Genomic DNA, 15,016 nt, shown 5'->3' with positions numbered 1-15,016 from the left:
GGCTCAGCCTTTCATCGCCCCGGACAGCGCAAACGATCCGCCGGCTCCGCGCGCCACGAGGACGTAGAGGACCAGGACCGGAACCGAGTAGAGGATCGAGAATGCGGCCAGCTGGCCGTAGGCAATCGCGCCGTGCTGTCCGAAGAAACTGAAGATCGAGACCGAAGCGGGCTGCTTGGACGGCGACAGCAGCAGGATGAAGGGCACGAAGAAATTGCCCCATGTCTGGATGAAAACAAAGATGAAGACCACACCCAGGCCTTGGCGCATGAGCGGCAGCACCACGGCGCGCAGGGCCGTGAGCCCGGACGCGCCATCCACCCAGGCGGCCTCCTCCAGCGAAACGGGAACCGCATCCATGAAGTTCTTGGTCATCCAGATGGCCATGGGAAGCGCGGTTGCAGCCATGAAGAGAACCGTGGCCGGCTGGGAATCCAGCAGCCGCAGCTGGACGAACAGGCCGTACACAGGCACCATGATTGCGGTTACCGGCAGGCAGGTACCGCACAGGATCGAGTACATGAACGGCCGGTTGAACCTGGACTCGAAGCGGGACAGGGGGTAGGCAGCCAGCACAGCGGCCACCAGGGTTACAGACGCTGTCCCGGCTGAGAGCAGCAGGCTGTTCCAGAGCGGCCTGAGCAGCAGCTCCGGCGTAAGGACCGCGGTGAAGTTCGCTAACGAGGCGCTGGCCGGCAGCCGCGTCTGGTAGCCGGCCTCGGCGTCCAGCGAGCCGAACACCAGCCACAGCAGCGGCAGGACGAAGCAGGCGCCGATCAGCAGCAAAGCGGCGTCCGCCGGACCCCGGCCCCGGCGGCGTCCCGGCCGTTCCCCTTGGCCGTGCCGGACGCGCCGTGACGTTTCGTCCAATTCCGGCCGGCCCGCCGTCGTCATCGTTTATCGCCCCTGAGGAGCCGGACGTAGGCAATCCCGAACACCAGGCCCAGAACAATGAGCACCGAGGCGATGGCGGTGCCGTAGCCAATGTCGCCGAACTTGAAGGCTTCCTGGTAGGCAAGGACCGGCAAGGTGGTGCTGGCGTTGGACGGACCGCCGGCCGTCATCACCCAGATCAGGGTAAAAACGGCCAGGGTCTGGAGCGTCACAAGCATCAGGTTGGTGGCGATGCTGGACCGGATCAGCGGCAGGGTGATGAACACCAGGCGCTGCCAGCCAGCCGCACCATCCATCAGGGCGGCCTCGGAGATGTCCTGCGGCACGTCGGCCAGGGCTGCCCGGTACACCAGCATCGAGAACGCGGTGCCGCGCCAGATGTTGGCCAGCACCACGGCCACCATCGGGTAGGCGTACAGCCAGTCGGCGCCGGCCATGCCCGCACCGCCAAGCACCTGGTTCAGGGTCCCGTCCTTGCTGAAGTAGGCGTACGCGGCAAAGGCCGCAACGATCTCGGGTAACACCCAGGCCGCAACGACGGCGGTTCCGACGACGGCGGCCACCGGCCTGCGTGCCCGCGTCATCAGGCCCGCGATCAGGAGTCCAAGCATGTTCTGGCCCACCACCGCCGACGCCGCGACAAAGACGACCGTCAGGACAACCGCGGCCGGAAATGCAGAGTCTCCCAGCAGCCGCACATAATTCTCGACGCCTGTCCAGGCCGGGTTCCTGGCATTGCGGCCGGTGAGGGCCGCGTTGGTGAAGGAGGCATGGAAGGACCAGAGGATGGGAGCGGCCAGGAAAAGGAGTATCAGGAGGACTGACGGCACAACCGGCAGCAACCGGAGCTGCTGCCGGACCGTTTTTCGTTCAACCATGCGTCATTTCTGCACGACCTTGGCGTCACCCACCAGGTCCTTGACTGTCTTGTCATACTGCGCGGCTGCCTCCTGCGGTGAGAGGGCACCGGTGATCACGGCTTCAGTGGCAACCTGGACTGCGGCGGAAATCCGCGGATAGTCCGCTGTGGCAGGCCGGTAGTGGGTGACGGAAACGAGCTCGGACACGTCCTTGACGAACGGATTTGCGGCCAGGTATTCGGGTTCGGCGGCGACGTCCGTCCGGACTGCGATCTGGGAACCGGACACCGTGAACGCCAGGGAGTTCTTCTTGCTCAAGGCCTCGGACAAGAACTTGAAAGCCAGGTCCGGGTTCTTGGAGTCCGCCCCGACGGCCAGCGTCCAGCCCCCCGACATGCTGACGCCGCCTGGTTCCTGGCCGCGCTGCGTGGGGAACTTCGCCACGCCCATGTCGTCGGCGTAGCCGGCCCACTCATAGTTGCCGCCCTTCTGCCAGAACGACGGCGTGTAGGAGCCTTCCACGGTGGCCCCCATTTTGCCCTTGGGCAGCCATTCGCCGAAGACCTTCTTCCAGACGTTGGCATCGAGCGCCTCGGCCGGCGTCACGGCCAGCCCTTCGTCATACAGGGTCTTCAGGAAAGTCAGGGAATCCTTGAAACCCTGGGACCCCACCACCCATTTCTTTTCCTGCTGGTCGTACAGTTCGCTGTCCGTGCCGTAGAGAAGCTCATAGAAACTCTGCATGACTGTGCCCTCACCGGTGGCCTTGCCGGCGTACATGTTGAACGGGACCAGCGACGGGTCCGCGGCTTTCATCTTGCGGGCCGCTTCCAGGATTTCGTCCCAGTTCCGGGGCTGCCACGGGACGGTTATTCCCGCCTTTTGCAGGACTGTCTTGTTGTACCAGATGGCGCGGGTGTCTGTACCGAGGGGCACCGCATAGATGCCGCCGTCGTCGCCGGTGCCGGCCGCTTTGGCGGCCTCGTTGTACAGCTTCCAGTCCGACCATTTCTCGAGGTAGCCGTCCAGTTTCAGGAGGTACCCGGCATCGACGTCCGACCGTACTTTGAAGGTGTCCTCATAGAAGACATCCGGGGCGGTCTCCGCCGACCTGAGGGCCAGCGACAGCTTGGTGCCGTAATCGTCATCGTTGGCCTCGATGGGCTGCAGGTCCACGGTTGTGCCCTGGTTTGCCGCTTCGAAGTCTTTCTTGGCGTCCTTGAACAGCGTGTCAAGGGCAGTAAACGAATCGGTCTTCTGGTAGACGATCTTCAGGGTCTTGTTTTCGGCGGCCGGCTGTTCCGCGGAGCAGGCTGATGTTGCCACCAGCGCTGTCGCACAAAACAGCGCCACAAGGAATTTGGCAGGGCGGTGCATGTCGCTCCAATCTTCGAGCGGCTGCAGCCCCCAATGTCCTCCAGCTGGCCCCAGCCTTTAGCCGATTTGCAATTTCAGGTTAGTGCTTCCCTCTGTCAAGCAGGGACGCCGACCTCAGCCTTCCAGCAGCAGCCGCTGCGCGCGAGGGGCCAGCGTATGCTCAAGCACCAGGCAGGCGGCGCCGATGGCACCTACATCCTCTCCTACACCGGTTCCGACAACCTCAATGTCATGAATCTGGCGGGCCGCGCTGTTCTCCGCCAGCAACCCGGGGACCCGGTCCAGGTAACGACGGGAGAGACGAGTCCAGAACGGACCGCCGAAGACCACCCTCTCGACGTCGAGGGTATTGGTGACTACAGCCACGGCCCGGGCGACCAGGACAGCGGAGTGGTCGAGGATCTCAGCCGCCTTGCGGTTGCCGGCGTCCGCCTCGTCACAGAGCCTGGCAAAACTTTCTTGGATGTCCAGCGCACCGGACGGGTGGCGCACAACGTCAAGGACTCCGGCGCTTTCGGCCTGCGCCACGAGGACCTGCGGGATACTGCTGGACTTCACGCAGCCCCTGAGCCCGCAGTCGCACGGCGGGCCGTCCGGATCCACAATGATGTGCCCGATTTCACCGGCGTTACCCGAGGTTCCGCGGACCACTTCGTCGTTGAGGACGATGCCGCAGCCAATGCCGGTGCCCATGTACATGAAGACGAAACTGCCGGAGCCGCTGGGCCCGCCGGCCCAGGTTTCGGCGACGGCTGCGCTGGTGACGTCCTTGTCCACCAGGGTGGACAGGCCGGTGGCCTCCGCGAGGGCATCCCGGAGCGGCACCCGGTCCCAGCCGAGGAGGAGGGGCGGATCAACCACGGTTCCCTCGTCCAGGTTGATCGGACCCGGGGCGGCCACGCCAAGGCCGGCAATCTTGTCAGGATCAACGCCGGAGGCGGCCACCAGGTCCTTGATCTCCGAGGCAATGATGGCAATGATGCCGTCCGGATCGCTGGCGCCCGGAGTGTTGATCCTGGAGTGCCTGACAACGGACCCCACGAGGTCCAGCACCACGAAGGTGGTGACGGTGGGATCGAGGTGAACGCCCACCGCGTACATCCCGGCGGGGTTCAGCCGGAGGATGGTGCGCGGCTTCCCCGGCCCGCTGCCTTCCTTGCCGGCTTCGACGATGAGGTTCTGGTCAAGCAGGCGGCGTGAGATGTTGGAGATCGTCTGCGGCGACAGGCCCACGATCTGGGCGAGTTCCACCCGGCTGAGGCCTCCCGAGGAGCGGCGGATGGCGTCAAGGATCACCGTGAGATTGAAGTCCCCCATACGGGGCAAATTGGTTCCGCGCCTCGGCGATGGCGTGCGGATCTCAGTCACGGATTCCCCTAAACTTCTTCGGTTATGCACTGCTGATGCTTGAATCGTACGTTACCCGCGCGCGCTGCGGTACGCTCACACGCTGACTTTGGCCACGGTGGTTTCGCTGCCGCGGCGGGCGTGCACCCGGCTCCGGCATCCCGGCGTCGCGGCACTTGCCGCTACGCAGCGCGGGGGGTGCTGACCGCAACAGTGAATTTGGCGTTCCTGCCTGCCACGCGGGTGGGGCCGACAAACCGTTCCAGTGCGGGCAGATACTGCAGGTGGCTGTTGTAGACGGTCCAGAGTTCTCCGCCCGGCGCCAGCACCCTTCCAGCGGCACGGAACATTTTGATTCCCGCCCCGGCGTGGACGCTGGCACCCAGGTGAAAGGGCGGATTCAACAGGATGAGGCCGGCGCTTCCGTCCGGCAGGGAGTCCATGGCATCGTCCTGGAGGACGGTGATCCGCCCCGCCAGGCCGTTGGCTTCAGCTGTGGCCCGGGCAGAGTCGACGGCCGCGGCCGACTGGTCAGTCGCAGTGACGTTCGATTCCGGATGGCTCCTGGCGTACATGGCGGCCAATATGCCGGTCCCGCAGCCGAGGTCCACAACATGTGGTACCGACGGCATGTCGGGCACGTACCGCAGCAGGAACCTTGTTCCGATGTCGAGCTTGGTACCCGCGAATACCGCACCGCGTGCGCAGACTGTGAGGTCCAGCTCGCTGTTGCTGTCCGCGACGGGAAACGGCGGCGGTCCCGTTACCGGCTTGGCGTCCCTGGCTATCAGGACCCGGGATTTTTGCCGGGCCAATTGCGGCTGAACGTCGTTGAAGTACCGTTGCAGGACGCTGTTCATGCCCAGGCTCATGTGCTTGATCCGGCCGCCGGCCAGCAGCACCGTGTCCGGAGCCGCGTAGCGGGCCACAGCGTCCGCCGCTTCCTCGAGCTCCGCGAGCGTCCTGGGCAGCTGGAGCAGCACCACGTCGGCGTCGTCGAACAGTGCGGCGCCGAGCGGCAACTGCTCAAAACCGGCGTCGATGCCAAGCCCTGCGGCATTGTTACGGAGTGCCCGCTCCCCCGTGATCAGGTCCTGGTGGACCTTGACGTCCCGGACGCCGTAGCCGGCCAGCGCCCCCAGGGTGAGGGCCCCGTAGCGGTCACCAATCACTGCGATCCGGCTCTCCGGCGTCAGCAGTTCCGACGCTGTTTCGAGGAGTAGCTTGTCGGTAGCATCCCAAGCCTGCAGGTTCGGGGCTTCAACGTCGGGGAACCGGCGCAGACCGGCGAGTACTGATGCCACGGTGTTGTCCGCCACGTGCAAGCTGCCGCCTTCCCTGTCCATTGTCATTCCGCCGCCGGGAGGGAACCACGGGGCGAAAAGCTACCCAGTAAACCTACCGCGAAAACGGTGCTGTCCGCGGCGTGCACAACGGTCAGGTCCGCGCCTCTTCAGCCGCGCGGCGATCGAACATCCGCAGGATGCCGGCTACTGCCGCCCTGCCGGCCCGGTTTGCGCCAATGGTGGACGACGACGGCCCGTACCCCACCAGGTGGACCCTTTCCTCCGCTGCCACCTGGGTGCCGTCCATGGCGATGCCCCCGCCGGTGCCCCGCAGGTGCAGCGGCGACAGGTGTTCCAGCTCCGCCCGGAAGCCGGTGGCCCAGAGGATTACCGCGGCGGCCAGGAAGCTTCCATCGGCCAGCCTGACGCCGTCGGGCTCTATCGCCGTGAACATCTCCCGCCGGTTCAGGGCGCCGCGCGCGGCAGCCGCACGCAGCGAGGGCGTCCGGATAAGACCCGTGACAGACACCACGCTTTGAGGCGGGAGTCCCTGGCGGACCCGTTCTTCGACCAGGGCGACGGCATCATGGCCCGCCTGCCGGTCAAACTCGGCGTCCCGCCACACCGGCTCCCGGCGGGTAAACCAGCTGGTGGTGGTCACCTGGGATATTTCGTCCAGCAGCCCGACGGCGGAAATTCCGCCGCCCACCACGATGACGTGCTGCCCGCGGAATTCCTCGGCCGCCACGTAGTCGGCCACGTGCAGCTGCCTGCCCCGGAAGCTGGACTGTCCCGGGTAGATCGGCCAGAACGGCCTGGTCCACGTGCCGGTGGCGTTGATGACCGCCCGCGCGGACCAGCTGCCCACGGATGTTTCGATCCGAAGGCGCCCCGAAGGGCGGTCATCTTCACGGGACACCGAACGGACCTTCACGGGCCGCAGGATATTCAGCCCGAGCCCGCTCTCATAGTCACCGAAGTAGCGTGAAAGGAACGCGGAACTCGGCTCAGCCGGGTCGACGTCCGGCTTCGGAATGCCCGGCAGGTCGCTGATGCCGTTGACGGTGGCCATCCGGAGGCTTTGCCAGCGGTGCCGCCATGCGCCACCAGGCCCGGCTTCGGCGTCAACCACAACGTATGAACCTGGCGCATTTTCCGCCATGGCTGGAGCTGCGTTTTCGCCGGTTCCGCCCGCGGCCAGAAAGCCGCGACGCTGAAGGTGGTAGGCGGCGGATAAGCCGGCCTGGCCCGCGCCGATGACCACTACATCCGCGGCCTGAAGTCCGGCCGCCTGGGCGTTGAGGATCTCCGGTCCCGCCTAGACCTTCTTGACCACGCTGGATTTGAGCTGCATGGGTCCGACACCGTCCACTTTGCAGTCGATGTCGTGGTCGCCCACGCCGTCCATCAGCCGGATGCCGCGAACTTTGGTCCCGACCTTGATGACCGTGGAGCTTCCTTTGATCTTGAGGTCCTTGATGACCGTGACGGTGTCACCGTCAGCGAGGACATTTCCCACCGCATCCTTGATGACCGACTCCGTGGCTCCTGCGGCATCCGTCGCCTCGGCCGACCACTCGTGGGCGCACTCGGGGCACACCAGCAGCGCGCCCATCTCATAGGTGTACTCGCTGGAGCATTCAGGGCAGGGAGGGAGGGTTTCGTTCACGCTCCCATATTAGTCGAGCGTTAAACAGCGAAAGCCGCCCTGAAGGGCGGCTTTCGCTGGATGAACCTGGGTGGAGCTGAGGGGACTCGAACCCCTGACCCCCTGCATGCCATGCAGGTGCGCTACCAGCTGCGCCACAGCCCCAAACTCTTGTTTCTTCCGGACCGATCTCCGTAAGCAACTTGATTATCTTAAACCACAATTGTGTAAGACGCCAATTCGGGTCCGGAGCGCCTGATCCGCCGGCCGCCACTGCCCTGAACGGCGGACATGAGCACGGACAAACGCCACGAAAGGAAGGGCCGGAAAACAAAAAGGTCCGCCGGAATCTTGCGATTCCGCCGGACCATTCGGTGGAGCTGAGGGGACTCGAACCCCTGACCCCCTGCATGCCATGCAGGTGCGCTACCAGCTGCGCCACAGCCCCGAATTTTCATTGCTCCGGCACCTTCAGTCTTCACTGACGGGCCCGGTTCTTTGTCCGGATCTCTCCGAAGCAACTCAAATATCTTAGAACAGGCATTCCGAAAATTCCAAATCGGGCATATTCGGTGGCCTGCTCCGGATTACTCGCTGTCTGAGGAGACCGCCGCTTTGGCCGACGTGTCTTCCCCGAGCTGAAGGTCAACCACGGGGCAGTCCTTCCACAGGCGCTCGAGGGCGTAGAAAACGCGGTCTTCCTCGTGCTGGACGTGGATGACGACGTCGGAGTAGTCCAGCAGGACCCAGCGTCCGCCGGAACGGCCCTCGCGGCGGACAGGACGGAGATCCTGCTTGCCCAGTTCCTCTTCAATGCCGTCCACGATGGCGTTGACCTGGCGCTCACTGGGCGCCGAGGCGATCAGGAAGACGTCCGCCAGGGCCAGCCGTTCGCTGACGTCCAGGCCCACGATGTCCTGGGCTATTTTGTCCGCAGCAGCACGCGCGGCTACGCGGGCTATGGCGATGGATGAATCGGTTGCAGTCACGGGACTCCTTGTTGTGGTTTAAAGCTATGTCGTTCGGACGCGATGGGTATCAGCGCCAGGGTGTCGGAGAGGGCTGCGGGGCGGATGATGCCCCGGTGCGTTGAATCAGGGTGCCAGGCCGCTGATGATCATGGTGACGCCGGCAATCAGCGCAACAATCCCCAAAGCAAGGACGGCCAGCTGGAGCAGCCTGATACGGTGCGCCCGGCCCAGGCCAGCGGTGACGGCGTCCAGCGGTTCCAGGCCGTAGGCGCTGTTGGCCGCTACACGCGGCTTGTCCACGAAATTCTCACCGGCTTCAGCAGCCCAGGGCTCTACGGCCGGGGACGGCGCCGCTGCTGCCGCTGGATCGGCGGCAGCCTGAGCGGCAGCCTCCGCGCGGGCAAGTACGCCCGCCCGGCCGGTGGCCGGCGCCGGGTTCCGCCTCGGCAGGCCGGTTTTGCGGGGCCCCTTGGTGCCTGGCGGCTGCAAGCGGGGGCCGGGATTGGTGACCACGGGGACATATGACGTAGCAGGCTTTTTCATCACCGGCCGGTCGATGCCGGGGACCTTCTCGAACTCCAGCGGAGTCACCATCGCGAGGTTGCTGACAGCCGAGGGCTCGGTCTTGGGGTGTGCAGGCTGGCTGGCCTGCTCGGCCAGCTTCTGCTTGGCCATGGCCCGCTTGTTCAGGATGGCGGCGCGCTCGGCCAGGGCAATCTGCTCCGCAAGGATTTCAGGATCCACTGCTTCGGGATCGTTCGCCGCGATGTGCTCCATCTTGGCGATCTGGTTCCTGGCCTGTTCGGCGATGAGGGAACGCGCTGCAAGGGCCTGCTCGACGGTCATTCCATCGGGAAGCCTGCTGTCCGCGCTGGCCTCCGGCGACTCCGTCCGCGGAGCCTCGGCGGGCTGGGTGCCGGCCTGTGGCGCCGGCTGTCCTGGACGCGCCTGCGGGGCGGCCTGCCCGGGACGTGCAGGAGGAACGGTGCGCTGGGCGGACGTGCGGGCCGGCGGAACGACCATGTTCGCGGCGGTGGCAGGCGCCGCCTCCGCCTGGAGCTGCTGGAGCCGGAGCTGGCGGCGCGTGGGCGGACCGCCGCCGGACAGCCGCTCCTCCTTCTGCGCCAGTTCCTTGATGGTGCGCAGGGCAGCGCGGTCCCGTGCCCGGCTCTGCGAGGAGCGCTCGGGGCCGGCCGGAGTCCGGACCGAGTCCACGGGCCCCGGAGCCACACGACGGATGCGGCCTGTGCCGTCTTCGCGGTCCGGCGCCGGTGTTGCGTTCCCGGGCGTTTTTGAGGCAGGGGGAACCGGACCCGGTGCCGGGGGCACCGCGTCCTGAACTGATTCCGCGCGCTCATCTCTGGCCTGTCGCAATTCGCGGCGGCTACGGAGGGGAGGCTGTTCCTGGCTCATCTAACAACTCACTCGGTACTGGCTGGTTCGTGTAACTCGGTAAGTGCGGCACTGTCGTCCGGGTCCGGCTGCCCGGCATACAAGCCGTATTTCGCAATGTATTGGACCACCCCGTCCGGCACGAGGTACCAGACAGGGTTCCCGGCCGCGACGCGCGTCCTGCAGTCAGTCGAGGAAATGGCCATGGCCGGGACTTCGAGGAGGCTGACGTCTTTCCTGCCCATTCCGTCGAGGACGTGCCCGGGCCGGGTCACGCCAACGAAATGCGCCAGCGACCACAGTTCATCGATGTTCTTCCATGACAGGATCTGCGCCATGGCGTCCGCTCCGGTGATGAAGAAAAGGTCCGCATCGGGACGCAGCGTACGGAGGTCGCGCAGGGTGTCGATGGTGTAGGTGGGGCCGGGGCGGTCCACATCAACCCTGCTGACGGTGAACCTGGGGTTGGACGCCGTGGCGATGACGGTCATGAGATACCGGTGCTCCGGTTCGCTGACCTTCTTGCTCATCTTCTGCCAAGGCTGGCCGGTGGGGACAAACACCACTTCGTCGAGGCCGAACTTGGCCGCAACTTCGCTGGCGGCGACAAGGTGACCGTGATGGATGGGATCAAAGGTGCCACCCATCACACCCAAACGCAGGCGGCGCTTGGCGCCGCGCCGCTTCAGGACCGCAGTGATGTTAGTGGCCTTGGCCGTGATCGTGCTTGTTCGGGTGCTGGCGGTGGGGATCCGAGTGCTCCTCGACGGCCTCATGCCGGTTGCCCAGGTTGCTGTAGGACAGCGTCACGAACATCAGAACGAGCATGATCGCAAAAATGGACACACCAAAGACCCACGGTTCGGCCCACAGCGGAGCCAGTTCTTCATGTTCGGCGACCGACGCGCCTACCTGCTGCAGCAGCATTTTCTCCCCTAAAGAGTTCACAAAATGACGACGGCGGTCATTCCCGCCGTTCCGGACTTCTGTTCCATGTTACAGCGTTGCTAGCTGCGGATCTGGCCCTCGCCCTGCACGATCCACTTGGTGGTAGTGAGTTCCGTCAGGCCCATGGGGCCGCGGGCGTGGAGCTTCTGGGTGGAAATTCCCACCTCGGCGCCCAGGCCAAGTTCACCGCCGTCGGTAAACCTGGTGGAGGCGTTGACGATAACCGCTGCTGAGTCGATTTCGGATATAAACCGTTCAGCGTTCGCGAGGTCGTTGGTGATGATGGCCTCGGTGTGGCCGGTGGACCATTTACGGATGTGCTTCACGGCCTCATCCAGGTTGTCCACCATGCCCACCGCGAGGTCGAGGTCCATGTATTCGGTGGCCCAGTCCTCGTCCGTGGCCGGAACGGATTCCACGGAGGCGGGCAGCGCGGCGCGGATCCTCTCATCGGCATGCAGTGTGACTCCGGCTTTCCGGAGGGCGGCGGCGACGGCGGGCAGGACGGTGGATCCGGAATGCACCAGGAGGGTCTCCACGGTGTTGCAGACGCTGGGGCGCTGGGTCTTGGCGTTGAGGAGGATTTCCACGGCCATGTCTTCACTGGCGGATTCGTCAATGAAGATATGGACGTTGCCTTCGCCGGTCTCGATGACGGGTACGGACGAATTGTTGACCACGGTCTGGATCAGGTCCCTGCCGCCGCGGGGAATCAGGACGTCCACCCGGCCGCGGGCCCGCATCAGGACATTGGCGCCTTCACGGCCGAACTGGTCCACGCTCTGGACGGCGTCCGCGGGCAGGCCCACTGAATCAAGAGCGTCGCGGAGGACCCGGATGAGGGCCTCATTGGTGGCCGCGGCGGCTGTGCCGCCCCGAAGGATCACCGCGTTGCCGCTTTTCAGCGCCAGCCCGGCAATGTCCACGGTCACGTTGGGGCGGGCCTCATAGATGGCGGCAACGACGCCCATGGGAACGTTGATCTGGCGCAGGCGCAGGCCGTTGGGCAGCGTCTGGCCGCGGACCACATTCCCCACGGGGTCCGGCAGGCCCGCAAGGTTCTCCAGCGCAGCGGCGAGGGCCTCGATGCGCGTGTCGTTAAGCGTCAGGCGGTCCAGGAGGGCGGCCGATGTTCCGTTGGCACGGCCGGCTTCCACATCCTTGGCATTGGCGGCCAGGATCTGGGCCTTGCTGGCGATCAGGGCCGCACCGATGGCCCGAAGGCCCTTGTCCTTCCAGGCACGGTTTGCGCGCGCCATCCGGCGGGCAGCGTGACGGGATCGGTCAGCGATGGCGTGCACGGCGGCCTCGACTTCAGCCGGGGACAGCTGGGCATCTTCCGGCGCGGAAGATACCTCCGCGGCCTCGTGGGATTTCTCGGCGGCTTGGTGGATCAGTGCCTCAGTCATCATTCAAGTCTAGGCGAATCAGCCCGCTAGACCAGAACCAGGTCATCAACGTGAACAACCTCACGGTCGAAGCCACGGCCGAGGGACTCCCCCAGTTCCACCGTGGAACGTCCCAGCATTTGGGGCAGTTCGTCCGAGGAATAGTTGACCAGACCGCGGGCGATGACCGTACCGTCCGGGGAAACCATTTCGACGGCGTCGCCTGATTCAAAGGTGCCTTCAACGGCTGTGATCCCGGCCGGGAGCAGCGAGAAGCGGTGGTCACGGACAGCCTTGACGGCGCCGTCGTCGAGTAACAGCCGGCCCTGCACGTGCGCAAGGTGGGCGAGCCACATCATCCGCACCGATTTGCGGCCGCTGTTGACGGAGAACCAGGTTCCCACGTCCTCGCCGTTCAAGGCTGCTGCGGCGTTGGCGGTGGACGTGACGAGCGCGGGGATTCCCGAATCGGCTGCCATCGTGGCGGCCTCGACCTTGGTCTGCATGCCGCCGGTTCCCACGCCTGCCTTGCCGGGCTTGCCGATATTGACGCCCTCAAGGTCCTGGGGGCCGTCCACCTGGGCGATTCGCTTGGCACCTTTTGAGGGCGGCCCGTCATAGAGCGAGTCGACATCGGAGAGCAGCACCAGGGCATCGGCCCGGACCAGGTGCGCCACGAGGGCGGACAGCCGGTCGTTGTCACCGAAACGGATCTTGTGCGTGGCCACGGTGTCGTTCTCGTTGACCACGGGCACAACGCCCAGGTTGAGGAGCCGGTTCAGGGCGCGGAAAGCATTCATGTGGTGGCTGCGCCGCATCAGGTCATCCGCGGTCAGCAGGACCTGGCTCACGGTCACGCCGTGTGCTGCGAAGGCATGCGTGTAGCGGGCCATGAGGAGCCCCTGGCCCACGCTGGCGGCTGCCTGCTGGGTGGCGAGGTCCCGGGGACGCTTCACCAGGCCCAGCGGGGCCAGGCCGGCCGAGATGGCGCCGGAGGACACGAGGATGATCTCCGTGCCGGCGTTGCACTTGGCGGCCAGCGCGTCCGAAAGCCTGATCAGCGCCTCTTCTGAAATTCCACCCTGGATGCTGGTGAGCGACGACGATCCGACCTTGACCACGATGCGGCGCGCCCTGGCGAGCATGCTGCGGTCGTCGGTCCTGGGTTCCTCGATGACAATTGCGGAATTATCGGTCACGTGTGGGGGTTCACTCCTCATTCTCGGTGGTCAGTCCGCTTTCCTTGAGCGGCTGTGCGGCACGGCGGCCGCTCACTGATTCAGTCCAGATGCCGGCTTTACGTTCGGCTTCCAGCTCGGCCCGGGCCGCAGCCTTGGCGTCGCGGCGCTCCTGCTGCTCGTCACGCTTCTGACCGCGGGTGGGGCGGTCGCCGATGTCGGCGAAGCGGACGTCCGTGCCACGCGGCGAGGCAAGCAGCTCGGCGCCGGCCATCATGGTGGGCTCCCAGTCGAAGACCACGCCGTCGTCTTCACCGATCACAACGGTGTCGCCGGGCTTCGCGCCCTGCTTGAACAGCTCGTTTTCGACGCCCAGCTTGGCCAGGCGGTCCGCGAGGTAGCCGATGGCTTCCTCGTTGGTGAAGTCGGTCTGCTTGACCCAGCGCACGGGCTTGTCGCCCAAAACGCGGAACAGCGGCTCGAGGTTCTTTTCCTCGCGGCGGATCTTGAAGCCGGACTCGTTGACTGCGCGGGGGCGCAGCACCGGGGCGTGGACCTTGGGCGGCGTGGCGGCCACAGCGTCCCGGGCGGCCTTGACGATCTCCGCCATGGCGAAGCCAAGCTGGCGCAGGCCTTCATGGCTCGTGGCGGAGATTTCGAACACGCGGTAGCCGCGGGACTCAAGCTCGGGCCGGACGAATTCGGCCATGTCCTTGCCGTCCGGCAGGTCCACCTTGTTCAGGGCCACAAGGCGCGGCCGGTGGTTGAGCGGGACAACTTCGCCGTCGCTGCCGGCGTAGCTCATGTCAACCGCGTACTTTTCGAGCTCGGCTTCGATGATGGCGAGGTCGGACAGCGGATCGCGGTCAGCCTCGAGCGTTCCGCAGTCCAGGACGTGAACCAGCGCGGCGCAGCGTTCCACGTGCCGCAGGAAGTGGTGGCCCAGGCCCTTGCCCTCGCTGGCTCCCTCGATGAGGCCGGGGACGTCTGCAATGGTGAAGCGCACGTCGCCGGCCTGGACGACGCCCAGGTTGGGGATCAGCGTGGTGAAGGGGTAGTCGGCAATTTTCGGGCGTGCCGCGGACATGGCGGCAATCAGGCTGGACTTGCCGGCGGACGGGAAGCCCACCAGGGCGATGTCCGCAATGGACTTCAGTTCCAGGACGATGTCGCTGGATTCGCCTTCGATGCCGAGCAGCGCGAAGCCCGGGGCGCGGCGCTTCTGCGAGGAAAGTGCGGCGTTGCCGAGCCCGCCGGGGCCGCCGGCGGCAGCGATGAACTCGGTGCCTTCGCCGACGAGGTCGGCCAGCACGCGACCGTCCTTGGTCTTGACGACGGTGCCTTCCGGAACGGGAAGGATCAGGGTTTCGCCGTTCTTGCCGCCGCGCCAGTCGCCCATGCCGGGTCCGCCGTTGGTGGCGTGGCGGTGCGGCGCGTGGTGGTAGTCCAGCAGCGTGGTGGTCTGGGGGTCAACGCGCAGGATGACATCGCCGCCGTCGCCGCCGTTGCCGCCGTCCGGACCGCCCAGGGGCTTGAACTTCTCGCGGTGGACGGAGACACAGCCGTGACCGCCGGTACCGCCGGATACGTGCAGTACTACCCGGTCTACAAAGCTCGCCACGTGAATCTCCTCTGTGCTTAACCTGACCGTCTTGGACGCCCAAATTGATTGTAATGCGGTTAAAAGAACAGTGGAGCGGGCCATCATGGCCCGCTCCACCGGTTTA

Annotated in this window: 14 protein-coding genes and 2 tRNA genes; all 16 read right to left on the bottom strand. The window is 65.6% G+C overall.

The window, feature by feature from the left end; all coding sequences use genetic code 11:
* Positions 1 to 3 precede the first annotated feature (3 nt).
* The gene (locus tag BS38_RS0100500) at positions 4 to 894 is read right to left on the bottom strand and encodes a carbohydrate ABC transporter permease (protein WP_028269018.1); all 891 of its coding nucleotides are present in this window, start codon (positions 892 to 894) and stop codon (positions 4 to 6) included.
* Positions 891 to 1,772, bottom strand: a complete 882-nt coding sequence (locus BS38_RS0100495; protein ID WP_028269017.1) for a carbohydrate ABC transporter permease — start codon at positions 1,770 to 1,772, stop codon at positions 891 to 893. Before BS38_RS0100495 ends, BS38_RS0100500 begins: the two co-directional genes overlap by 4 nt.
* A gap of 3 nt (positions 1,773 to 1,775) precedes the next feature.
* On the bottom strand, positions 1,776 to 3,131 hold the full coding sequence (locus BS38_RS0100490) for an extracellular solute-binding protein (protein ID WP_028269016.1): 1,356 nt from the start codon (positions 3,129 to 3,131) through the stop codon (positions 1,776 to 1,778).
* A gap of 114 nt (positions 3,132 to 3,245) precedes the next feature.
* Positions 3,246 to 4,448 carry an ROK family transcriptional regulator gene (locus BS38_RS0100485; protein WP_043437307.1) on the bottom strand — a complete coding sequence of 401 codons (1,203 nt, stop codon included), beginning with the start codon at positions 4,446 to 4,448 and terminating at the stop codon, positions 3,246 to 3,248.
* A 212-nt stretch (positions 4,449 to 4,660) separates the two neighbouring features.
* Complete coding sequence (locus BS38_RS0100480; protein WP_043437401.1) at positions 4,661 to 5,797, bottom strand: class I SAM-dependent methyltransferase; 1,137 nt, start codon at positions 5,795 to 5,797, stop codon at positions 4,661 to 4,663.
* A gap of 118 nt (positions 5,798 to 5,915) precedes the next feature.
* A complete protein-coding gene (locus BS38_RS24045; RefSeq protein WP_043437304.1) occupies positions 5,916 to 7,028 on the bottom strand; it encodes an NAD(P)-binding domain-containing protein in 1,113 nt (370 codons plus the stop codon).
* A gap of 54 nt (positions 7,029 to 7,082) precedes the next feature.
* Complete coding sequence (locus BS38_RS0100470) at positions 7,083 to 7,433, bottom strand: zinc ribbon domain-containing protein YjdM (RefSeq protein WP_028269013.1); 351 nt, start codon at positions 7,431 to 7,433, stop codon at positions 7,083 to 7,085.
* Between the two features lie 71 nt (positions 7,434 to 7,504).
* Positions 7,505 to 7,577 (bottom strand) — tRNA-Ala (locus BS38_RS0100465).
* 210 nt (positions 7,578 to 7,787) lie between these two features.
* Positions 7,788 to 7,860 (bottom strand) — tRNA-Ala (locus BS38_RS0100460).
* Between the two features lie 139 nt (positions 7,861 to 7,999).
* The gene (gene rsfS, locus BS38_RS0100455; RefSeq protein ID WP_011692226.1) at positions 8,000 to 8,401 is read right to left on the bottom strand and encodes a ribosome silencing factor; all 402 of its coding nucleotides are present in this window, start codon (positions 8,399 to 8,401) and stop codon (positions 8,000 to 8,002) included.
* Between the two features lie 105 nt (positions 8,402 to 8,506).
* On the bottom strand, positions 8,507 to 9,796 hold the full coding sequence (locus BS38_RS0100450) for a hypothetical protein (protein WP_028269012.1): 1,290 nt from the start codon (positions 9,794 to 9,796) through the stop codon (positions 8,507 to 8,509).
* Positions 9,797 to 9,804: 8 nt separating this feature from the next.
* Entirely contained in the window at positions 9,805 to 10,422 is a 618-nt protein-coding gene (nadD, locus tag BS38_RS0100445; RefSeq protein WP_028269011.1) for a nicotinate-nucleotide adenylyltransferase, read from the bottom strand.
* 55 nt (positions 10,423 to 10,477) lie between these two features.
* Positions 10,478 to 10,702, bottom strand: coding sequence for a hypothetical protein (locus tag BS38_RS0100440; RefSeq protein WP_011692229.1), 225 nt, complete (start codon positions 10,700 to 10,702; stop codon positions 10,478 to 10,480).
* Positions 10,703 to 10,782: 80 nt separating this feature from the next.
* Positions 10,783 to 12,132, bottom strand: coding sequence for a glutamate-5-semialdehyde dehydrogenase (locus tag BS38_RS0100435; protein WP_028269010.1), 1,350 nt, complete (start codon positions 12,130 to 12,132; stop codon positions 10,783 to 10,785).
* A 26-nt stretch (positions 12,133 to 12,158) separates the two neighbouring features.
* Positions 12,159 to 13,256: a glutamate 5-kinase gene (gene proB / locus BS38_RS0100430; RefSeq protein ID WP_051628678.1), complete on the bottom strand. Its 1,098-nt coding sequence runs from the start codon at positions 13,254 to 13,256 to the stop codon at positions 12,159 to 12,161.
* A 64-nt stretch (positions 13,257 to 13,320) separates the two neighbouring features.
* Entirely contained in the window at positions 13,321 to 14,910 is a 1,590-nt protein-coding gene (gene obgE / locus BS38_RS0100425) for a GTPase ObgE (RefSeq protein ID WP_028269008.1), read from the bottom strand.
* Positions 14,911 to 15,016: the final 106 nt, after the last annotated feature.

Source organism: Arthrobacter sp. UNC362MFTsu5.1 (assembly GCF_000685965.1).
GTDB lineage: Bacteria > Actinomycetota > Actinomycetes > Actinomycetales > Micrococcaceae > Arthrobacter.
Note: the sequence above shows the minus strand (reverse complement) of the source record. Positions and strands in the feature narration are given on the sequence as shown.